Origin of the sequence: Streptomyces carminius (assembly GCF_002794255.1) — a bacterium.
Classification (GTDB): domain Bacteria; phylum Actinomycetota; class Actinomycetes; order Streptomycetales; family Streptomycetaceae; genus Streptomyces; species Streptomyces carminius.
Genome location: NZ_PGGW01000064.1, coordinates 34,687 through 53,153, shown reverse-complemented (window position 1 = coordinate 53,153; position 18,467 = coordinate 34,687). Strand labels below are relative to the sequence as shown.

Genomic DNA, 18,467 nt, shown 5'->3' with positions numbered 1-18,467 from the left:
GGGACGGCGGCCCGGGGAAGAGCGAGGGAAAGGCAGCAGGGGGAAGACGGCACATGGCACTGAGACACGTCCTGGACCCGCCCACCGACGCACGGCTCACCCAGGGCATCTGCGAGCTGTGGGCGGCGGTGACCAACGCGGGCGGCGCCGTCGGCTACGTGCCGCCCGTCACCGCCGACGACGTACGGCCCGAGCTGTTCCGGCACCTGAACGCGATGGCCGAGGGCCGGATGCGGCTGCTGGTGGCGTACGACGAGGAGGACCGGCCGGCGGGCACCGCCTTCGTCACCTTCAACACCCACCGGCTGATGCGACACTGGGTGTGGCTGTACACCGTGATGCTGCACCCCGACCGCCAGGGCCGCGGCGAGGGCCGCGCCCTGCTGGACGCGGTGGCCGAGGCCGTCCGCGGCATGGACGGCATGCGGGGCATCCGGCTCACCTGCCGGGGCGGGCTCGGGCTGGAGGGCTTCTACGGCTCGTGCGGCTACAAGGAGGTCGGCCGCGTCCCCGACGCGATCAAGGTCGCGGACGACGACTTCCGGGACGACATCACCATGTGGCTCCAGCTCCGCTGAGCCGGGCCGCGCCGAAAGGACCACAACCGTGACCAGCACGCCGGAGAAGCCGGAGAACACACCGAAGGACACCCCGGCCGTCACCGGGGCCGCCACCGGGACCGGGGGCCGCATGTCGCGCGCGGTGCTCCGCTACACGGCCATGCGGCTGGGCATCTTCGCCGCCTGCTTCGTGGTCCTCGCGGCGCTCGCCTACGCCGGGATCATCCCCGAGGCCGTCGGCCGGGCCAACCCGCTGTGGCTCGTCATGCTCGCCCTGATCGTCTCCGCGCCGCTCAGCCTGGTGCTGCTGCGCAGGCAGCGCGACGAGATGTCCGAGCGGATCGCGCCGCGGGTGGAGCGGACCAGGCAGAGCGTCCGGCAGAAGCTCGCCGCCGACCAGAGCCGGGAGGACGAGGCCGCGTAGCCGGCCGCCGCTCGCCCGTACACCGCCCGTACCGCACCCCGCCGGGAATACCCGTTCCCGGCGGGGTGTTGCGCATCGTGGCCCGCCCGCTCCCGGGCAGGCCACGACCACGTGGAACCGGCACCGGACGAGAGGGGAGCCATGACGACCGCGGACCGCGTCCCGCCGCCGGCGGCGCCTCCCGGCCCCCTGCCCCTGGGGGAGAGCGCGCTGCTCGTGGCCCGGCTGTACGTCGACCTCTGCCGCCTTTCGACGGCGGCCTGTCGCACCGGCCGCTGAGCGACCGCGGCCGCGCGGCCCGGCCGGGCCCGGTACGGTCCGCCCGCGCCGCGCGCCCTTCCCCTCCGTCCGCTTTTCCGGGACCGTCGAGTTCTCCGCCTCCGCGCTTCACCGCGTTCTCCGAGTTCCTCGCGGTGCGGCCTTCCCAGACCTGTGTGAACTCCGTCGTTCCCGTACCCGACGTATCACCGGAGTGTGTCCGTGTCCTCGAACACGTCCCCCCACGAAGCCGCCGGAACCTCCCCCGAGCCGGCTCCCGAACCGTCCTCCGGGCCACCCGCGGCACCCGAACCCCGACGTGCGCGGCTGCCCCGGGTGCCCTTCTGGGCCCAGGTCCTCCTCGGCCTCGTCCTCGGCGTGCTGCTGGGCTGGGCCGCCCGCGCCACCGGCGCCGAGTGGCTCGGCGCCACCCTGGACCGGATCGGCGGCACCTTCGTCCAGTTGCTGAAGCTGGCCGTCGGCCCGCTGGTCTTCTTCGCGATCGCCGTCTCGGTCACCAATCTGCGCAACGTCTCCAACGCCGCCCGGCTGGCCGCCCGCACCCTGCTGTGGTTCGCGGCCACCTCGCTGATCGCCGTCTCGATCGGCCTGGCCATCGGCCTGCTCACCAACCCCGGCGCGGGCACCGGCCTGACCCCCGAGGACGGCTCACGCCCCGAGGACACCGGTTCCTGGCTGGACTTCCTGACCGGGATCATCCCGAACGACGTCGTCACCCCGTTCACCGAGCTGAACGTCCTGCAGATCGTCTTCCTGGCCGCCGTCACCGGTATCGCCGCCCTGCGCCTGGGCGCGCGGGCCGAGGCGCTGCTCTCCTTCGGCGAAGCCGCCCTCGCGCTGCTGCAGAAGGCGCTGTGGTGGGTGATCCGGCTGGCCCCGCTGGGCACCCTCGGGCTGATCGGCAACGCGATCAACGAGTACGGCTGGGGCCTGCTCGGCCAGTACGCCACCTTCACCGCCGACGTCTACATCGGCTGCCTGCTGGTCCTCTTCGGCGTCTACCCGCTGCTGCTGGCGACGGTCGCCCGGGTCAGCCCGCTGCGGTTCTTCCGCGGTGCCTGGCCCGCCATCCAGCTGGGCTTCGTCTCGCGCTCCTCGGTCGGCACCATGCCGCTGACCCAGAAGGTCACCGAGCGCCTGGGCGTGCCGAGGGAGTACGCGTCCTTCGCGGTGCCGCTGGGCGCGACGACGAAGATGGACGGCTGCGCCGCGGTCTACCCGGCGCTCGCCGCGATCTTCGTCGCGGAGATCTTCGGCATCTCCCTCGGCGTCGGCGACTACCTGCTGATCGCCTTCGTCTCGGTGGTCGGCTCGGCCGCCACCGCCGGTCTCACCGGCGCCGTGGTGATGACCACGCTGACCCTCTCCACCCTCGGCCTGCCGCTGGAGGGCGTGGGTCTGCTGCTGGCGATCGACCCGATCCTGGACATGATGCGGACCGCCACCAACGTCGCCGGCCAGGCGGTGATCCCGGTGCTGGTCGCGGCCCGGGAGCGGATCCTGGACCGGGAGGCGTTCGACAGCGCCCGCGGCTTCGACATCACCGACCTCGACGAGGACACCGGTACCGGTACCGGCACCGGTGACGCCGCGGAGGGCTCCGGCGCCCGCCGCCCGGCCGACCCGGCCCCCGTACCGGCCTGACGCCGCACGCCGCACGCCGCGTACGGCGAAAGGCAGGAGCCCCCGCCTTCGGCGGGGGCTCCTTGGTACTGCTTTCCGGTCGTCTGCCGACGCCTCAGCCACGTGGGAGTGGGCTGATCACGCCGACACGGCCAGGGTCCTGGCCGAGCCGGGGCAACTCAGGCCGCGCTGACGTTCTCCGCCTGCGGGCCCTTCGGGCCCTGTGTCACGTCGAAGGTGACCGCCTGGTTCTCCTCCAGGGAGCGGAACCCGTTGGCGTTGATCGCGGAGTAGTGAACGAACACATCGGGACCGCCGCCGTCCTGGGCGATGAAGCCAAAGCCCTTTTCAGCGTTGAACCACTTGACGGTTCCGGTAGCCATAAGCCCTCCTTGGGCCTATAAGGGTTGCCCTGCTCCAGAACCCCATGGAAGAAGTCTGAAAACGACGAGAGCCCGCGGTTACATGCTCCGCAGGCTCTGTACTGCAAGGGAAACCAAACTGCAACTTGCTGCGAGCCTAGCACGGTGCCCCGGGGAGGGAAAGAGTGATCTTTCCCGGGCGCGTCGTGCCGCGTGTCACACCCTTCCGGCACGCTCCCGGGCCCACCCCCGCCCGTCCGGCAGGTGACCCGGCGGTAGTCTCACCAGGTGGAAAGTTCTGCCGCTGACCAGCCCGCCGCCGAGCCCCTCCGGAGGCGGCCCCGCGTCGGGCACATCCAGTTCCTCAACTGTCTCCCCCTCTACTGGGGCCTGGTCCACACCGGCACCCTGCTGGACGTGGAGCTGACGAAGGACACCCCGGAGAAGCTGAGCGAACAGCTGGTGGACGGGAATCTCGACATCGGTCCCGTCACCCTCGTGGAATTCCTCCGCCACACCGACCGGCTGGTCGCCCTGCCCGACATAGCGGTGGGCTGCGACGGACCTGTCATGTCCTGTGTGATCGTCTCCAAGGTGCCGCTGGAGCACCTCGACGGCGAGCGCGTCGCCCTCGGCTCCACCTCCCGCACCTCGGTGCGGCTGGCGCAACTGCTGCTGGCCGAGCGGTACGGCCTGACCCCCCGCTACTACACCTGCCCGCCCGACCTGGGCCTGATGATGCAGGAGGCGCAGGCCGCCGTGCTGATCGGCGACGCCGCGCTGCGCGCCTCCCTGCACGACGCGCCCCGCCTCGGCCTGCACGTCCACGATCTGGGGGCGATGTGGAAGGAGTGGACGGGGCTGCCCTTCGTCTTCGCCCTCTGGGCGGCCCGCCGCGACTACCTGGCGCGCGAGCCGGAGAACGTACGCGAGGTCCACCGGGCCTTCCTGGCCTCCCGGGACCTGTCCCTGGCGGAGGTCGGCAAGGTGGCCGAACAGGCGGCCCGCTGGGAGGCGTTCGACGCCGAGCTGCTGGAACGCTACTTCACCACGCTGGACTTCCGGCTGGGCGCCGGGCAGCTCGCGGGCATCGCCGAGTTCGCCCGCCGTACCGGGCCCACCACCGGCTTCCCCGCCGACGTACGCGTCGAACTCCTGGCCTGACTCCCGGCCCGGGCCCGCGCCCCGACCGGCCGGAACACCCCCGGAACGCTGCCGTAGGCTGGATCGGATCCCGCGCCAGGACGCCCGGACAGCGCAGCACGACCCGAAAGGACCGCCCGGTGACCGAGAACGCCGACCTGACGTCCGTACTCGACCGTGCCGCGGAGGGCGGACGGATCAGCGCCGGGGAGGCGCTGGAACTCTACCGGCACGCCCCGCTGCACGCGCTGGGGCAGGCCGCCGACGCGGCGCGCCGCCGCCGGTACGCGGGCACCGAGCACATCGCGACGTACATCATCGAGCGGAACATCAACTACACCAACGTCTGCGTGACCGCCTGCAAGTTCTGCGCCTTCTACGCCGCCCCCAAGGACACGGCCAAGGGCTGGACGCGCGACCTGGACGACATCCTGCGCCGCTGCGCGGAGACGGTGGCGCTGGGCGGCACCCAGATCATGTTCCAGGGCGGCCACCACCCCGACTTCGGCGTCGAGTACTACGAGGAGCACTTCTCCGCCATCAAGGCGCGCTTCCCCGAGCTGGTGATCCACTCGCTGGGCGCCTCCGAGGTCGCGCACATGGCGAAGATCTCGGGCGTGCCGGTGGAGGAGGCGATCACCCGCATCCGGGACGCCGGCCTCGACTCCTTCGCGGGCGCCGGCGCCGAACTGCTGCCGGAGCGGCCCCGCAAGGCCATCGCGCCGCTGAAGGAGTCCGGCGAGCGCTGGCTGGAGATCATGGAGATCGCACACCGGCTGGGCGTGGAGTCCACCTCCACGATGCTGATGGGCACCGGCGAGACCAACGCCGAACGCATCGAGCACCTGCGGATGATCCGCGACGTGCAGGACCGCACCGGCGGCTTCCGCGCCTTCATCCCGTACACCTACCAGCCGGAGAACAACCACCTGAAGGGCCGCACCCAGGCCACGCTCTTCGAGTACCTGCGCATTCTGGCCGTCGCCCGGCTCTTCCTGGACAACGTCGCCCACATCCAGGGCTCCTGGCTGACGACGGGCAAGGAGATCGGCCAGCTCTCCCTGCACTACGGCGCGGACGACCTGGGCTCGGTGATGCTGGAGGAGAACGTGGTCTCCTCGGCCGGGGCGAAGCACCGCTCCAACCGCATGGAGCTGATCGACCTGATCCGCAAGGCCGGCCGCGTCCCGGCGCAGCGCGCCACGACGTACGAGCACCTCGTCGTCCACGACGACCCGGCGAACGACCCGGTGGACGACCGGGTCGTCTCCCACCTGTCCTCCACGGCGATCGACGGCGGCACGGCCCACCCCGAACTCAAGCTGATCGACGCGTCCTGACCCGCCCTCGTCCCCTGATCCCGTTTGATCCCGTGATGCCTTGCTGACGATCCACGCCCCGCTCGCCGTCCGCACCACCGCGGACGGCGAGCCGCTGCCCGGGTACGCGGTGGCCGTCGAGGGCGACCGGATCGCGGCACTCGGCCCGCTGGACGAACTGGCCGCGGCGTACCCGACAGCCCGCGTCCGCCGCTGGTCCGGCACTCTCGGCCCCGGCCGCTGCGCGGCCGACGCGGCGGCCCGGCTGGAGGCCGCCTACCACCCGGACCCGCGCGAAGTGGGGCTCCCCGACATCCCGAGCACCGAACCCCTGACCGGCTCTGCCCTGGCCGCCCTCGCGATGGACGAGGTGCGCTGGGGCCACAGCGCCCGCCGCGGCCTGCAACGCCTGCTGCGCGAGGGCGTCACCTCACTGGTCGGCCCGTTCACCCGCCCCGCGGTCCGCACGGCGGTCCGGCGCTCGGGCCTGACCGTGCTCCCCGCGCCCCGGCCCGGCACGTTGACGGTAGGCGCCCGCGCCGACCTCGCCGTCCACGACGAGCCCGACGGCTCCTGCCTGGCCACGATCCTCGCCGGCCGCCTCCTCCACCGCCGCACCTGACCTACCAGGGCTCGTCCCGCTCGGGAATGTCCCCGTGGTTCTCACACCCCAACTCCCCGGCGACATTGCGCGCCACATGCTGGAGTATGTCCATGTTCCTCCGAAGGGTGCTCATCCCAGCTTTGCTGGATTCCTCGTAATCGAGCTCTGCGTGTATAACGGTGGAACTGCTCTTGTCTTTTGTCCATGGCGCGTTACATTCAAAGTATATGTCGGCCCCCTTGGTGTCGCTTACGGCCCGCAGGGCGACAGGGAAAACTTTTTCTCCGACTACTTTTTCTTCCGTGGGGGGCGGAACTTCGGACCTGTCGGACAGGGTGAAGCGCACTTCCGGGCTGGATGATTCCTCGCTGTCCCGGTAAGGTATCCTGCAGAAAGCCAGGGAATCCTTACTTTCCTCTTCCGCGGCTTTGGTTGCTCTTTCGGAGAAATGTTTGACATCGACCTGGGAGGAAGGGCGGAAGCGGTCCGCTCCTGTAATAGCGGTCAGCGCGGCGGCTGCAACGTCAGAAAGGCCGCCACAGGTTGACTCCGCGCTTACTTTCTCCTCTCCGCCCTCTCCCGTGCACCCCGGGGCTATGACAAGAATTGTCACAGCGAACAAGGCCGTCGCTGCCGCCGAGCCGAGAGGGATACTTCTTCTCATCTACCTTCCAATCCCCGTCTCCTTCCTCACTTCTGGGGAAGTGGAGTGATTTTTGGTTCACTAGGAAAGCTGACATTATTGGTGCACCGCAGGCCAGAGGCGACCTTTTCTGCCGTTGCAGCAAGAATGCTGGCCTTTGCCTTGCTGCTGATTCCCATATCTTCTGTCAGGGAAAGACTTATCGTGTTCTCCCTGTCTGAGTCTCCAGGCGATCCGGGAGTTAGGCACAAGGTGTCCAAGTGTGTGATGTTCTCATTCTCTCTAAGTAGAGCATTTTTGCCGATCCGGTAAAAAGTCCAGGAGGGCTCACTATTGTGCAAGGTTGGTGGAGCCCCATTCTCTCGGCGGAAGTCAACGCTCATTCCCACCTCTTCGTCTTCTATCTCGGTGTAGAAGCGGCAGACAAGAGTGAAGTCGGAATCGTGTCCCTCGTCGAAGGCTTCTCTGGCCTTCTCTTCAATGCTTCCTTCTGTCTTTTCCACGCGAACCTCATCAATGCCAAGGGATGACCTTATTTCAACTGCGGCTTCCTTGGGTAGAATGCTGTCGCATGCGCGAATCAACGGGACGGTTGGGTAATCCGTCGAAGGTTCCTCTGAAGCGCGCTCATCTCCTCCTGAACTGCACGAGGAAACTCCTGGCGCAGTGAGAGTGATCAACATTGCGAAGGCTGCGGCCCTGGTTGCCCCGGTTCTCCCCATCATCACCAACCCTTAGAAAAGCAATTTAGCTTCATCGCCGCCGTCGTAGTAACGGCCCTGGACGTCCAAACGGTTAAGCCAGTCACCTTCTCTTGAGATATTATGGGCGGAGATAAAGGCGTCGAGAGGGTCGACTGACCTCACTTTCCCGCGGGAGGTGAACTCTGCGGGGCTCACCCTGTTCTCTTCCTCGAATTTATCCATCTTCTTTTCTAGTTGCTGATTCAATTCCACTTCGTACTTTGTTTCTGTTGCGCTTGCCACTCCCTCGATCACGGTAGGCACTACGAAAGCGACTGCTGCGGATGTAGTGGGGCCCCCGAAGGGCAGGGTGAGGAGGCCTGCGCCGAGTCCGACCCCCTGACTCACGGCAAACTTTTCCCATTCCGCCGATTCGGCTAGTTTCCGCTCCATTTCGTCTTTATTGTCATTGTAGGATTCCTTAATGTCGTGCACCCGCGCATGGTCAATTATTCCGTTGGCCTTGGCGCTTGTTTCGAGGATTAGCCCTGCCTCGGCGTTCGGGCCGGACTGTGCCCTCATTAGAGTTGCGGTGTACTCTTGCTGGGCCGCCGCAAGTACCTCGTAGCCTCCTTCGTTTCGTCCAGTGGCAACAAGGAACCCGGTTGCGAGGTTCGGCCCGACCTTGAAGTGGCTCAGCCCTTCGCTACTCTGGAAGGCGGCATCGCGCGTCTTCTGGTCGTAATCCGCTCCTCCGAAGTCTGAAATTGCCCAGTTCAGATCGTCGATATATCCTGCTCCCATTCTCGCCAGACTGTCCCCGATGCCAGGCCTGTCGACGGCGTAGTCCTTATCCCTCCCTGCAACGGCTACAACCTGGTGCATGACGTTCGCTGAGGAATTATCTCGCTCCAGGCCGAGCTCGGGACGGTCGTACGGCATGCCGAGAGTGGCAGCCTCCAAGGCGTGCCCCAGTTCGTCATATCCATATCCCAAATGAGCCTTCTCTCCCGATGCTGAGTCCTTTATCCACTCGCGCTCAAGCAGTAGATACCTCAAATCGGGGTCCAGGTTTTTAGCGTCACCCGGGCTCTTTTCCCACGGAGAGGAGTAGAACATCTCCTTGGACGCCTCCGGATTGTGGCCCAGTGCCTCCAAGTAGCCGGCCATGGGATCGTTGCCGGAGTCGGAGCCGAAGCTGAGTCGGGCCTTGTGGTCGTCCACATACCACAGGTCTTCGGGGTCGCCGTCGTGCTTTTTCTCGAAGCTGATGAGCTCCTTGCCGTAGCTCTTCAGGAACTCGGTGTCGTACTCTCCGTGGCGCATCAGGCTGCTCATGATCGAGAAACCGTAGGATCCCTGGCTCGGGAGATTCGCTGCCGCGCCCGAGTGGGTGAAGTGGATGCGCTCGTCACCGAGCCTGATCATCTCCTTCTTCCACTCCCGCATGGCGTCGCTCCCGGAGTGCGAGGCGGTGGCGAGGGTGTGGGACAGGGACTTCTGGATGTCCGCCAGAGTCTTCACCGCGTCCTTGTCGGAGTGACGCCGCTGGTCGGCGACGCCCTGCCAGAACCGCAGGGTTCCCTCGGGGCCGACCTTGGTCGCGTAACGTTCGGCGAAGTAGGGGTCGCCCTCGTGCTTCCTGGCCAGGCGGTTGAACTGCGCGAGCTGTTCGTCGGTCATGTCTTTGCCGAGCGCGGTGAGCTTGACGAGGGTGTCGGCGTCCTTGCGCGCTTCGCGGCGCCCCCGCTGAGCGTCCTTGATGCTGTTGAACATGTCCGGGTGGAAGCCCGGGGAGCGCCCGTTGGGATCCTGGGAGAGGGCCCAGTGCAGTGCGGTGTCGGCCTCGGTGGCGTCGGCGAGAGCCGTGCTGATCCGGTTGTTGTAGCCACGGACCACGTCCTCGTACGCCTGCTTGAGGACGGCGAGTCGGCTGGGCTCCTTCTTGTCGTCAGGGTCCAGATACACCAGGCCGGCCGGGGACATTTTCAGGTTCCTGTCCTCGGCCACCTCGGAGGCGACGTCCCGGAGGCGCTTCTGGGCGGAACGGAAGCTGTCCAGCGCGTTGTCGAGCAGCCGGTGAACGTCCTTGGCTTCCTCGGAGGCGTTCTTGAGTTGCTTCTCCACCCCGTCGAACTTCTTGAAGGCCGCCTCCGCAGCCTCTCCTTCCCAATCGGAGGTGCGAAGGGCCTTGGACACCTCGTTCTGGAAGGAGGTGGCGATGGTGTCGAACTGGCCGGGCAGGTTCCGCCACTTGGTGACCGCCTCGGACAGCGGAGCGAGATCGGCGTCCTTGACGGTGCTGTAGTCCAGCGTCACTTCTTCTCCGCCTTCTCGTCCTCTTCGATCCTCAGCCCGTCGATCACCTTGGCCCGGTCGCCGTCCTCACGCTGGAGTTCGTTTGCCGCTGAGCGCAACGGCTTCGCGACGCCGTCGTTCAGCAGGCCCTGCAGATACTTCATCTGCTCCTCCCAGCGCTCCTGGAAGATCGCGAATGCTCCGGCGGACTTGAAGCCCTTCAATCCGGCCGCGACCTGCTTCGTCTCCCGCATCGTGGCGTCGTCGGCCTTGCCGAGGTCGCCGCGGACGGTGTCGGTCCTGCCCGCACGCTTGGTGAGTTCGCTTGGAGTGACTTGGAGCTTCTTCCCGCCACCGCCACCCTTGCCTCCGCCGTTGTCTCCGTTGAGCCGCATACGGGTCTCCTGCTCCCGTGTGGCCTTGGCCACGAGCTGGGCCCACTCCTCGTCGAACGACATGATGCTTCCTCTGGTCACAGCGCGGACACCTGTAAGTGACCTGTGTACCGGGCCTGCTGACGGTGAGGCAAAGGATTCGGACACGGTACGTGTCGAGGAGGGGCCAGAGAGCCTGTGTGCCGGGCGGTGCACCCCGCCGCGCGACCTGACGGGACGGGCACGGTCGGCACCGTCGGGACTGGGACAGTGAGAACGCCTGGGGTTTCAGGACATCGTCTGCCGGCCCGGCATCGCGTCATGATCACGCCGTCTCGGCGCAGGTCATGTGTTCATCGACTGCGTCTCTTCAGCGAACCTCGGTGCCTTGTCCCTGCGGCAGCGCGTGCGGTGGCTGGAGCAGATCTGAGAGCCGGAGAACAGCAGCCGCAACAGCGGCCGCCCCCGTGCCGACCACCTGTCTGAGGGGCGGTAGACACAGGGGCGTCTCGGGCTCTCCCGGGTTACTTCCGCTTCTGTTCGGCGGCCCTTATGGCCGCTTCTCGTCGTTCCAGGGCGGTGTGGCACGGGCACGTGCAGACGAGGTAGATCAGGCCTTCGACGGGGCGGGCCGACGGCTTGTCCTCCCTGCACCGTTCGCAGCCGCCGAAGCGGCAGTACGCGGAGTGGTAGTTCTCCGCTGTCCGGGGCCTCACACCTGTTCCTCCGGGGCCGTCCGTGCCCGGGGCGGAACGGGTGCGCCGCTCGGAGAGCGCGCGGCGGTCCAGTACCGGTGTGGCGCACTCCCGGCATGCGATGACGGAGACGCCGGGGCCGGAGTTCTGGGCGATGAAGGCGACCTCGACGGTTGCCGGGCGGGCATCACGGTGTCGGCAGAAGGCCGCCCGGACGGTGTTCACACCGCCACCCGCATGCCGTGGATGATCTCCGGGCCGACGTCGATGCCGTCCAGGGCGAGTTCCAGGGCCCGCCGCCGCTGTTCCTGCACCTGGTGCGGGTGGAGGTACGGCCGAGGGGGCGGGGCGTGGCCGCCGGGCACGGCCAGGACGGCGCGGTTGGTGCGGAGGAGCGTGCGGCGCTGGAGGTCGGGCCGGCGGCACGGCGGGCACAGATGCCAGTGCACGGCGCCGTAGTGCCCGGGCTTCTTGCACCGGACACAGGGCTCGAGCTCGGTGGTCCGGCGGTGCCGTCCGGACGGTGGAAACAGCCGGAGGAGAAGGGCGGTGAGTACCCTTGCCATGTCGTCACTCCTTGTCAGTGATCGGCCATTGCCCCCGGACGGTTGCCGCCGTCGCGGGGGTTCTCTTTTGTCAAGCGTACTAGGGTGCTCTATTGGATTCTATAGATCGCGGTGAGTACTACACCGATCTACGGTCGGGCGTATGACGGAACTGGACGAGACGCGAGCCAAGTGGATCCAGGTCCGGGACATCCTCGCTGCCCGGATCGAAGACGGGGCCTACCCTCCCAACAGCCGTGTACCGTCCGTTGTGGCCCTCACGGAGGAGTTCGGAGTGGCGGTGGCCACTGCGCAGAAGGCTCTGAGAGGGCTGAGGGAAGCCGGGCTCACGCGTACCGAACCAGGGCTGGGCTCATTTGTCATCGGCCCCAATGGCAAAAGCAGTTGAATCTGCTCGGAGCGTAAGAGCCGTCTGAGTGCATCGCGAACCGTCCACGGTGTCGGTCGCTGGGGCGATTTGCCGGTTGCTCGACTGGGGGCGGCGCTGTGGTGGCAGAGGCATTGGTGTTCACGGCACGCCTTCCTTCTGGTCGTCCTGGTCGATCTCGGCCCATACGGTGGCCCCGTGGTCGGCCCGGGTGTGCCCATAGCGGTCGGCTTGGGTCAAGGCAGCCAGGATGGCGCGCCAGCGGACGCCGTTGAGTCCATCGGGGAGGTCGATCTCGACGCGGACACCCGTGGAGGCCTTGCTGTTGCGTGGTTCATTGCCCGTGGCCACCGACAGGCCGGTAGTGACCGCGATGGTCCGAGCCGTGAAACTGCGAGAGCGCACAGGTGTCCCCCGGTGAGCGTGTCAGCGCGGAGAGTATTCCTACTTCAGTAGCTTCCACCTGATGCAGTAGCTTGTCAATGTCGCCAACAGCCGTCCACCACCCCGCCCCTCCGGGCGACACGGAGAGCCCATGCCACGAGAGGCGCCCTACCTCCAGATCGCAGACGCCCTGCGCGCCCGCATCAAGGCAGGCGAGTGGGCTGTCGGAGAGAAGCTGCCCTCCCGCGCCCAACTCGCCGAGGAGTACGGCGTCGGCCGCAACGTCACCCAGCGCGCCATGGACCGGCTCATCGTCGAAGGCCTCCTGGAGGGACGCGCCGGATCGGGCACCTATGTGCGCAAACCGCGCGAGCGCTCCCGCATGGTCCGCTCCCGCCACCGCGAACGTCGCGGCGGCTCCCCGTTTCGCGCCGACATGACCGAGCACGACCGGGCGGGCACCTGGGAATCCCACAGCCAGGCCCGTGTTCCCGCTCCCGAGCGCATCGCCGAACGTCTCGCCCTCAGCCCCGGCGACCCGTGCGTCCTCACCCGCTACGAGTTCCTCGCCGACGGCCGGCCCGTGCAGCTCTCCGAGTCTTGGGAGCCCATGGCCGTCACCGACGGCACTCCGATCGTGCTGCCCGAGGCGGGTCCGCTGGCGGGCACCGGAGTCGTCGAACGGATGCGTTCCATCGGCGTCACCATCGAAACGGCCGTCGAGATCCCCCGGCCCGGGCGGGCTGATCAGGAGCAGGCCAACCTGCTCGGCATCGCCCTGGGCGATTTGGTCCTCCACATCGAGCGCACCTACTACGACACCGACGGCCGCCCGGTGGAAACCGCAGACATCACCGTCCCCGACGCCCGCTGGGAAGTCGCCTACGAGTTCGGCGTCGACCGGGCATCCATCTGACCGACGACCTTGTGCCCGAGTCCCGGAGGTCTGCTTGCGCCGGGGCATTCTCCTGATGGGGGATCGCGAAATGCGGATCGACCGTACGCGCGCCATGTGGCCTCAGATCGCCGAGGAGATCCTCCGGCGCATCCACTCCGGTGAGTACCCGCCCGGCAGCAAGGTGCCCAGCGTCGTACAGATCGCGAACGAGTTCGGTGTGGTGAACTCGACGGCACAGCGCGCCATGGAGCACGTACGGGCGCAGGGAGTCACCAGGTCCGAGAAGGGCATGGGGACGTTCGTCCTGCGGCCGGAGGAGCGAGAGGCCCGTGAGGGCGGAGGAGGGTGAGGCCGTGAAGTCGGCCTTGTGCGTACGGGCCGACGCTGGGGTCCTTCGTCGCCTGCCCCGGTGAGGGCGGGGTGACGGGGAGATCGACTCCGCCGGCCTGAAAGTGCGGCCGGGGCTGAACGGCGGCCTTGAAATCGAGTGCGTCCGGGGCGTCCGTCTGGGACAGTCGCGTGTTGTGGACGGTGACGATCTCCTGCTCCGGCGGGCCGGTGAGCGTGACGCGGACGGGATGGCCGAGGTGTGGCTGCGGTCCTTCGCCGCCGCGCTGCCGACCGTGCGCCGCGCGCACGGTGACGACGAGGTGCGGGACTGGTTCTCGCATGTGGTGGTGCCCCGGTGCGAGAGCTGGGTGGCGGTCGCCGGGGACGGTGTGGCCGGTCTCCTGGTGCTCGACGGCGCGGAACTGGAACAGCTCTACCTCGATCCGCCGTGGCGCGGCCGGGGCTTGGGGGACCGGTTCGTGGAACTGGCCAAGCGGCGGCGGCCGCAGGGGCTCGGCCTGTGGACGTTCCAGGTCAACGGACCGGCGCGGCGGTTCTACGAGCGGCACGGCTTCGTCGAGGCCGGGCGGACCGACGGACTGCGCAACGAGGAACGCGAGCCGGACGTCCGCTACGTCTGGCGGCCTCGGAAGTGGGCCGGGTAGTCGCTGAAAGCGGGAGGCCACCCACGGCGCACGGGGGCACGGACCGAAGAGACGGCGGCGGTTTCAGCAGCGCAGCTCTGGGTCATGCGTCAGGAGGTCGGCGAAGCGGGGGACTCCCGCCTTCGCAAGCCGGGCAACGGCGTCCAGGGCCGTCACAGGCGGGTTCCGCTTCTCCTCCGCCAGCCTGACCACCGTCTCGCGGACCTCGTGCGGCACCTCGGCGTACAGCTCACAGAGATAGCTGTCCGGGTCGAGGACCCGTACGCCGTGTTCGGACAGATCCTCTGCGGGGAAGTCGGCAAGGTTCCAGGTGATCAGCGCACCGGCACCGGCGGCCACGGCAGCCGCCGCATGGTGCCGGTCGTCCGGATCTTCCCCGGGCATCTCGTCGACAAGGTGGGCGTAGGCCGACGCGCGGATCTCGCAGTCGGCGAAGAAACGGCGGACGGCTTGGGTGACCGCCGCAGCCGAGTGCGGAGAGCGTCGCTGTTCCCGGACGATGACGCGCTCCCACTCCAGGAGGAGCTGCTCGGACCGCACGACCTCGTGTACGGCGTCCTCGGTGAGAGCGAGCATCAGGTCCATGACGGAGAACGGGAACAGGACATTGGTGTCCACGAAGACCCGCACGGTGGTGTTTCCCCCTGGTCGTTCGGCGGGCCCTCGCCCCGCGTCAGTACGGCAGCCCGGCTTCGTCGACGGCGTCGGCGATCCGTCGGCGGCCCTCCCTGCGCTGCTGCCGCTTCCGCTGGAACGCCAGCACATCGGCGAGGCGCACCACCCGGTGACTGCTGCCCGGCAGATGTGACGAGGGGATCTCGCCCGAGTCCAGCAGGCGGACAACGAAGGGTCGGGACAGCCCCAGCAGTTCGGCGGCCTCGGCGGGTGAGAGCTGGGTCTCGGACGCCAGGACGGTGACGGCGTGCCCGCTCGCCAGCTCACCGGCCGAGGCGATGAGGACTCGGGCCAGCTCGGGCGGCAGGGCCAGCTCACCGCCGTCGGACCTGCGCAGTATCACCTCGACCTGGTCGGGTGCCATCCGCCCGGCCTCGGCGAGCTCCTCCCGGTGGGAGGGGAGGGGGTCCACCTTCGTGGCATGCGCCAGGACGCTCGTCCGAGCCATCTCCGCCTCCTGTTCCGCCGCCTCGGCGGCCAGCTCATCTGAAACAACTGTAACCCGGGGTCGGGGCGCGGACAACCCGGAGCAGGTGCGTCCCGCCGGTGGGTGTGCCGTCCGGGGGTGCCGGTCGGTGGAGGGCGGGCCGGAGGGGAGGGCGCGGGGCTGCGAGGATGAGCGCATGACGCGCGCATCCCTGGACAAGCAGCCCCGTGAAGTCGCCGCGATGTTCGACAAGGTGGCGGCCCGGTACGACCTCACCAACGACGTGCTGTCCCTCGGGCAGGACCGGGTGTGGCGGAAGGCGGTCGCCCGCGCCGTGGACGCGCGGCCGGGGGAGCGGGTGCTCGACCTGGCGGCCGGTACGGGGACGTCGTCGCTGCCCTTCGTGTCCGCCGGGGCGTTCACCGTGCCGTGCGACTTCTCCCTCGGGATGCTGCGCGAGGGGAAGAAGCGCGAGCCGTGGATGCCGTTCACGGCCGGGGACGCGACGAAGCTGCCGTTCGCGGACGGGGTCTTCGACGCCGTCACCATCTCCTTCGGACTGCGCAACGTCCACGACACCGACGCCGCCCTGCGCGAGCTGCTGCGGGTGACGAAGCCGGGTGGCCGGGTCGTCATCTGCGAGTTCAGCCACCCCACCCGGGAGCCCTTCCGCAAGGTCTACACCGAGTACCTGATGCGGGCCCTGCCGTCGGTGGCGGAGGCCGTCTCCAGCAACCCGGACGCGTACGTCTACCTCGCCGAGTCCATCCGCGCCTGGCCGGACCAGCCCGCCCTGGCCCGCCGTCTCCAGGACGCGGGCTGGACGAAGGTCGCCTGGCGCGATCTGAGCGGCGGGATCGTCGCCCTGCACCGGGGCTTCGCCGCGTAGGACGTGCAGGACATGGGGGCCGCCGGGCGCACCGGGCTCACAGGTCGAGGCGGTGGCAGACCGCCGTCGCGCCCGAGACCGTCGAGACGTAGCTCTCGGCCGGACGCATCCCCAGCCGCCGGGTGACGGCCACGGAGCGCTCGTTGCCCTCCTTCACCACGGCGACGACGTGCCGCACCCCGGCCGCCCGCAGGCGCTCCAGCGTCTCGCGGGCCGCCGCCGTGGCGTAGCCCTTCCCCCAGTGCGTGCGGCCCAGCCGCCAGCCGATCTCGATCTCGCCGGCCGGCCCCCACTCCTTCCGCCAGGGCTGGGCGCCGGCGAAGCCGACCGGTCCGGCGGCGCCGTCCAGCACCGTCCACAGGCAGAAGCCCAGTTCGGCGGCGTACCGGCGCTGCCGCGCGGCGAGTTCCCGGTATCCGGCCAGGTCCGGGTGCGGTTCCGCGAAGAACTCCATCACCGCCGGGTCGTCGAAGAGGCGGTGCCAGGCGGCGGCGTCCCGGGCGGTCGGTACGCGCAGCGAGAACGGCGGCGCCGGCGGTGCGGACGGCATGGGGCATCCCTTCTCCCGGGGGCGTCGGAGCACCCCCATAGACTGCAACCTGTCCAGTGCCCGGCGCGACCGGCACGTTGAACACCGAGTTCTGTGGGAGTCCGTCGTGGCCGAGTCCCCCGAGTCCCCCTCGAAGGCAAGCTCCGAGCACAGCGCCGATGTGATCGTGGTCGGGGCCGGGCCCGCCGGGTCCACCACCGCGTACCACCTGGCGCGCTCCGGGCTCGACGTCCTGCTGCTGGAGAAGACGGCCTTCCCCCGGGAGAAGGTCTGCGGCGACGGGCTGACGCCGCGGGCGGTCAAGCAGCTCGTCGCGATGGGGATAGACGTCTCCGAGGAGGCGGGCTGGCTGCGCAACAAGGGGCTGCGGATCATCGCCGGCGGGGTGCGGCTCCAGCTCGACTGGCCGGAGCTGGCGAGCTACCCGGACTACGGACTGGTCCGCCGGCGCGACGACTTCGACGAGCAGCTCGCCCGGCAGGCCGAGAAGGCCGGGGCGCGGCTGTACGAGCGGTGCAACGTCGGGGCACCGGTCCGCGACGGGCGCACCGGCCGGATCACCGGTGTGGAGGCGAAGCTCGGCGAGGAGAAGACGCCGGTGGTCTTCCGCGCGCCGCTGGTGGTCGCCGCGGACGGCAACTCCTCCCGGCTGTCGCTGGCGATGGGCCTGCACCGGCGCGAGGACCGGCCGATGGGCGTGGCCGTGCGCACGTACTTCAATTCCCCGCGTCACGAGGACGACTACCTGGAGTCCTGGCTGGAGCTGTGGGACCGCCGGGGCGCGGAGGACCGGCTGCTGCCCGGCTACGGCTGGGTCTTCGGCATGGGCGACGGCACCTCCAACGTGGGGCTGGGCGTGCTCAACACCTCGTCCTCCTTCCAGGAGCTGGACTGGCGGGAGGTGCTCAAGGCGTGGTGCGCCTCGATGCCCGAGGAGTGGGGCTACACGCCGGAGAACATGACGGGCCCGATCCGCGGCGCGGCCCTGCCGATGGCGTTCAACCGGCAGCCGCACTACACCCGGGGGCTGCTGCTGGTCGGTGACGCGGGCGGCATGGTCAACCCGTTCAACGGCGAGGGCATCGCGTACGCCATGGAGTCGGGGCAGATCGCGGCCGACGTCGTCGTCCAGGCCCACGCCCGGCAGACCCCGGCCCAGCGGGAGCTGGTGCTGCGCCGCTACCCGCGGATCCTGAAGGACACCTACGGCGGCTACTACACGCTGGGCCGCGCCTTCGTGAAGCTGATCGGCAACCCGAAGGTCATGCGGCTGGCGGCGGAGCGCGGGCTGACGCACCCGATGCTGATGCGCTTCACGCTGAAGCTGCTGGCGAACCTGACCGATCCGACGGGCGGCGACGCGATGGACCGGATCATCAACGGGCTGACGAAGGTGGCGCCGCGCGCGTAGCGCGGGTACGCGGGGCGCCCCCGCACGGTCCGGGCCGACGGGCCCGGACCGTGCGGGGGCGCTTCGCGCCTGTCGGCCGGGTGTGCCCGGGTGGGCGGCGTCTTTCCGGCTCCGCCGGGCCGCGCTGCCGCCGGTACGCCCGGCTCGGCCGCGGCTCGCGGACTGCCGCGGGGGGCCTGGAAACGCTCGCTGACGGCGGGCGCGAGCGGGCGGGGGAGCGCGGAGCCGGGCGGCCCGGGGCCGTCGGCCGGTGGTGCGGGGTGGACGCGGGTGGGGCCCGTCCGGATCTCCGGACGGG

24 protein-coding genes are annotated in these 18,467 nt (G+C 69.0%); 13 read left to right on the top strand and 11 right to left on the bottom strand.

Annotation, left to right across the window (positions count from 1 at the left end; translation table 11 throughout):
• Positions 1–53: 53 nt before the first annotated feature.
• The 4 genes from CUT44_RS22590 to CUT44_RS22580 all read left to right on the top strand — a co-directional run bounded on the left by CUT44_RS22590 (position 54) and on the right by CUT44_RS22580 (position 2,907).
• A complete protein-coding gene (locus CUT44_RS22590) occupies positions 54–578 on the top strand; it encodes a GNAT family N-acetyltransferase (protein WP_100203770.1) in 525 nt (174 codons plus the stop codon).
• Positions 579–606: 28 nt separating this feature from the next.
• Positions 607–984, top strand: a complete 378-nt coding sequence (locus CUT44_RS22585; protein WP_233221576.1) for a DUF4229 domain-containing protein — start codon at positions 607–609, stop codon at positions 982–984.
• Positions 985–1,125: 141 nt separating this feature from the next.
• Positions 1,126–1,263 (top strand): putative leader peptide, encoded by a 138-nt coding sequence (locus CUT44_RS33605; RefSeq protein ID WP_199185800.1) that lies wholly within the window; start codon positions 1,126–1,128, stop codon positions 1,261–1,263.
• A gap of 306 nt (positions 1,264–1,569) precedes the next feature.
• Complete coding sequence (locus tag CUT44_RS22580; RefSeq protein WP_233221580.1) at positions 1,570–2,907, top strand: dicarboxylate/amino acid:cation symporter; 1,338 nt, start codon at positions 1,570–1,572, stop codon at positions 2,905–2,907.
• A gap of 158 nt (positions 2,908–3,065) precedes the next feature.
• Here CUT44_RS22580 and CUT44_RS22575 read toward each other — a convergent pair whose 3' ends face one another.
• Positions 3,066–3,269, bottom strand: a complete 204-nt coding sequence (locus CUT44_RS22575; protein ID WP_100203768.1) for a cold-shock protein — start codon at positions 3,267–3,269, stop codon at positions 3,066–3,068.
• Positions 3,270–3,536: 267 nt separating this feature from the next.
• Between CUT44_RS22575 and CUT44_RS22570 the strand changes: the two genes are divergently transcribed.
• The 3 genes from CUT44_RS22570 (at position 3,537) to CUT44_RS22560 (ending at position 6,332) form a co-directional block, all read left to right on the top strand.
• The gene (locus CUT44_RS22570) at positions 3,537–4,412 is read left to right on the top strand and encodes a menaquinone biosynthetic enzyme MqnA/MqnD family protein (RefSeq protein WP_100203767.1); all 876 of its coding nucleotides are present in this window, start codon (positions 3,537–3,539) and stop codon (positions 4,410–4,412) included.
• A 119-nt stretch (positions 4,413–4,531) separates the two neighbouring features.
• The gene (mqnC, locus tag CUT44_RS22565; RefSeq protein WP_100203766.1) at positions 4,532–5,731 is read left to right on the top strand and encodes a cyclic dehypoxanthinyl futalosine synthase; all 1,200 of its coding nucleotides are present in this window, start codon (positions 4,532–4,534) and stop codon (positions 5,729–5,731) included.
• Between the two features lie 40 nt (positions 5,732–5,771).
• Positions 5,772–6,332, top strand: a complete 561-nt coding sequence (locus CUT44_RS22560; RefSeq protein ID WP_100203765.1) for an imidazolonepropionase-like domain-containing protein — start codon at positions 5,772–5,774, stop codon at positions 6,330–6,332.
• A gap of 1 nt (position 6,333) precedes the next feature.
• Here CUT44_RS22560 and CUT44_RS32850 read toward each other — a convergent pair whose 3' ends face one another.
• The 6 genes from CUT44_RS32850 to CUT44_RS22540 all read right to left on the bottom strand — a co-directional run bounded on the left by CUT44_RS32850 (position 6,334) and on the right by CUT44_RS22540 (position 11,573).
• The gene (locus tag CUT44_RS32850; RefSeq protein ID WP_146252286.1) at positions 6,334–6,978 is read right to left on the bottom strand and encodes a hypothetical protein; all 645 of its coding nucleotides are present in this window, start codon (positions 6,976–6,978) and stop codon (positions 6,334–6,336) included.
• 26 nt (positions 6,979–7,004) lie between these two features.
• Positions 7,005–7,682 carry a hypothetical protein gene (locus CUT44_RS32845; protein ID WP_146252285.1) on the bottom strand — a complete coding sequence of 226 codons (678 nt, stop codon included), beginning with the start codon at positions 7,680–7,682 and terminating at the stop codon, positions 7,005–7,007.
• Between the two features lie 9 nt (positions 7,683–7,691).
• Positions 7,692–9,959: a PPE domain-containing protein gene (locus CUT44_RS22555; RefSeq protein WP_100203764.1), complete on the bottom strand. Its 2,268-nt coding sequence runs from the start codon at positions 9,957–9,959 to the stop codon at positions 7,692–7,694.
• On the bottom strand, positions 9,956–10,414 hold the full coding sequence (locus tag CUT44_RS22550) for a type VII secretion target (protein WP_233221575.1): 459 nt from the start codon (positions 10,412–10,414) through the stop codon (positions 9,956–9,958). The genes CUT44_RS22555 and CUT44_RS22550 overlap by 4 nt, the downstream gene beginning before the upstream one ends.
• Before the next feature lie 422 nt (positions 10,415–10,836).
• Positions 10,837–11,028: a hypothetical protein gene (locus CUT44_RS32840; protein ID WP_146252284.1), complete on the bottom strand. Its 192-nt coding sequence runs from the start codon at positions 11,026–11,028 to the stop codon at positions 10,837–10,839.
• Between the two features lie 200 nt (positions 11,029–11,228).
• Positions 11,229–11,573 (bottom strand): hypothetical protein, encoded by a 345-nt coding sequence (locus CUT44_RS22540; RefSeq protein WP_100203761.1) that lies wholly within the window; start codon positions 11,571–11,573, stop codon positions 11,229–11,231.
• Between the two features lie 142 nt (positions 11,574–11,715).
• Between CUT44_RS22540 and CUT44_RS22535 the strand changes: the two genes are divergently transcribed.
• Positions 11,716–11,961, top strand: coding sequence for a GntR family transcriptional regulator (locus CUT44_RS22535; RefSeq protein ID WP_100203760.1), 246 nt, complete (start codon positions 11,716–11,718; stop codon positions 11,959–11,961).
• A gap of 120 nt (positions 11,962–12,081) precedes the next feature.
• On the opposite strand, the gene CUT44_RS22530 is transcribed toward CUT44_RS22535, so the two are convergent.
• A complete protein-coding gene (locus CUT44_RS22530; protein ID WP_146252283.1) occupies positions 12,082–12,291 on the bottom strand; it encodes a hypothetical protein in 210 nt (69 codons plus the stop codon).
• 184 nt (positions 12,292–12,475) lie between these two features.
• On the opposite strand from CUT44_RS22530, the gene CUT44_RS22525 reads away from it, so the two are divergent.
• From CUT44_RS22525 to CUT44_RS22515, 3 genes are all read left to right on the top strand, one after another.
• On the top strand, positions 12,476–13,240 hold the full coding sequence (locus CUT44_RS22525) for a GntR family transcriptional regulator (RefSeq protein WP_100203758.1): 765 nt from the start codon (positions 12,476–12,478) through the stop codon (positions 13,238–13,240).
• A 70-nt stretch (positions 13,241–13,310) separates the two neighbouring features.
• On the top strand, positions 13,311–13,571 hold the full coding sequence (locus CUT44_RS22520; protein WP_100203806.1) for a GntR family transcriptional regulator: 261 nt from the start codon (positions 13,311–13,313) through the stop codon (positions 13,569–13,571).
• A 229-nt stretch (positions 13,572–13,800) separates the two neighbouring features.
• Complete coding sequence (locus CUT44_RS22515) at positions 13,801–14,217, top strand: GNAT family N-acetyltransferase (protein ID WP_408646776.1); 417 nt, start codon at positions 13,801–13,803, stop codon at positions 14,215–14,217.
• 63 nt (positions 14,218–14,280) lie between these two features.
• On the opposite strand, the gene CUT44_RS22510 is transcribed toward CUT44_RS22515, so the two are convergent.
• Both CUT44_RS22510 and CUT44_RS22505 read right to left on the bottom strand, forming a co-directional pair.
• On the bottom strand, positions 14,281–14,847 hold the full coding sequence (locus CUT44_RS22510; RefSeq protein WP_199185799.1) for a PIN domain-containing protein: 567 nt from the start codon (positions 14,845–14,847) through the stop codon (positions 14,281–14,283).
• Positions 14,848–14,890: 43 nt separating this feature from the next.
• Positions 14,891–15,340 (bottom strand): helix-turn-helix domain-containing protein, encoded by a 450-nt coding sequence (locus tag CUT44_RS22505; protein ID WP_100203755.1) that lies wholly within the window; start codon positions 15,338–15,340, stop codon positions 14,891–14,893.
• Positions 15,341–15,515: 175 nt separating this feature from the next.
• Between CUT44_RS22505 and CUT44_RS22500 the strand changes: the two genes are divergently transcribed.
• Complete coding sequence (locus CUT44_RS22500) at positions 15,516–16,208, top strand: demethylmenaquinone methyltransferase (RefSeq protein WP_100203754.1); 693 nt, start codon at positions 15,516–15,518, stop codon at positions 16,206–16,208.
• Between the two features lie 37 nt (positions 16,209–16,245).
• Here CUT44_RS22500 and CUT44_RS22495 read toward each other — a convergent pair whose 3' ends face one another.
• A complete protein-coding gene (locus tag CUT44_RS22495) occupies positions 16,246–16,758 on the bottom strand; it encodes a GNAT family N-acetyltransferase (protein WP_100203753.1) in 513 nt (170 codons plus the stop codon).
• A gap of 106 nt (positions 16,759–16,864) precedes the next feature.
• On the opposite strand from CUT44_RS22495, the gene CUT44_RS22490 reads away from it, so the two are divergent.
• On the top strand, positions 16,865–18,169 hold the full coding sequence (locus CUT44_RS22490) for a geranylgeranyl reductase family protein (protein ID WP_100203752.1): 1,305 nt from the start codon (positions 16,865–16,867) through the stop codon (positions 18,167–18,169).
• Positions 18,170–18,467: the final 298 nt, after the last annotated feature.

Bases quoted from the DNA above. Each gene is read 5' to 3' on its own strand.
- CUT44_RS22590 (WP_100203770.1), top strand. From the start codon at position 54: ATGGCACTGAGACACGTCCTGGACCCGCCCACCGACGCACGGCTCACC.
- CUT44_RS33605 (WP_199185800.1), top strand. From the start codon at position 1,126: ATGACGACCGCGGACCGCGTCCCGCCGCCGGCGGCGCCTCCCGGCCCC.
- CUT44_RS22575 (WP_100203768.1), bottom strand. From the start codon at position 3,269: ATGGCTACCGGAACCGTCAAGTGGTTCAACGCTGAAAAGGGCTTTGGC.
- CUT44_RS32850 (WP_146252286.1), bottom strand. From the start codon at position 6,978: ATGAGAAGAAGTATCCCTCTCGGCTCGGCGGCAGCGACGGCCTTGTTC.
- CUT44_RS32845 (WP_146252285.1), bottom strand. From the start codon at position 7,682: ATGATGGGGAGAACCGGGGCAACCAGGGCCGCAGCCTTCGCAATGTTG.
- CUT44_RS22540 (WP_100203761.1), bottom strand. From the start codon at position 11,573: ATGGCAAGGGTACTCACCGCCCTTCTCCTCCGGCTGTTTCCACCGTCC.
- CUT44_RS22535 (WP_100203760.1), top strand. From the start codon at position 11,716: ATGACGGAACTGGACGAGACGCGAGCCAAGTGGATCCAGGTCCGGGAC.
- CUT44_RS22525 (WP_100203758.1), top strand. From the start codon at position 12,476: ATGCCACGAGAGGCGCCCTACCTCCAGATCGCAGACGCCCTGCGCGCC.
- CUT44_RS22520 (WP_100203806.1), top strand. From the start codon at position 13,311: ATGCGGATCGACCGTACGCGCGCCATGTGGCCTCAGATCGCCGAGGAG.
- CUT44_RS22515 (WP_408646776.1), top strand. From the start codon at position 13,801: ATGGCCGAGGTGTGGCTGCGGTCCTTCGCCGCCGCGCTGCCGACCGTG.
- CUT44_RS22505 (WP_100203755.1), bottom strand. From the start codon at position 15,340: ATGGCTCGGACGAGCGTCCTGGCGCATGCCACGAAGGTGGACCCCCTC.
- CUT44_RS22500 (WP_100203754.1), top strand. From the start codon at position 15,516: ATGACGCGCGCATCCCTGGACAAGCAGCCCCGTGAAGTCGCCGCGATG.
- CUT44_RS22495 (WP_100203753.1), bottom strand. From the start codon at position 16,758: ATGCCGTCCGCACCGCCGGCGCCGCCGTTCTCGCTGCGCGTACCGACC.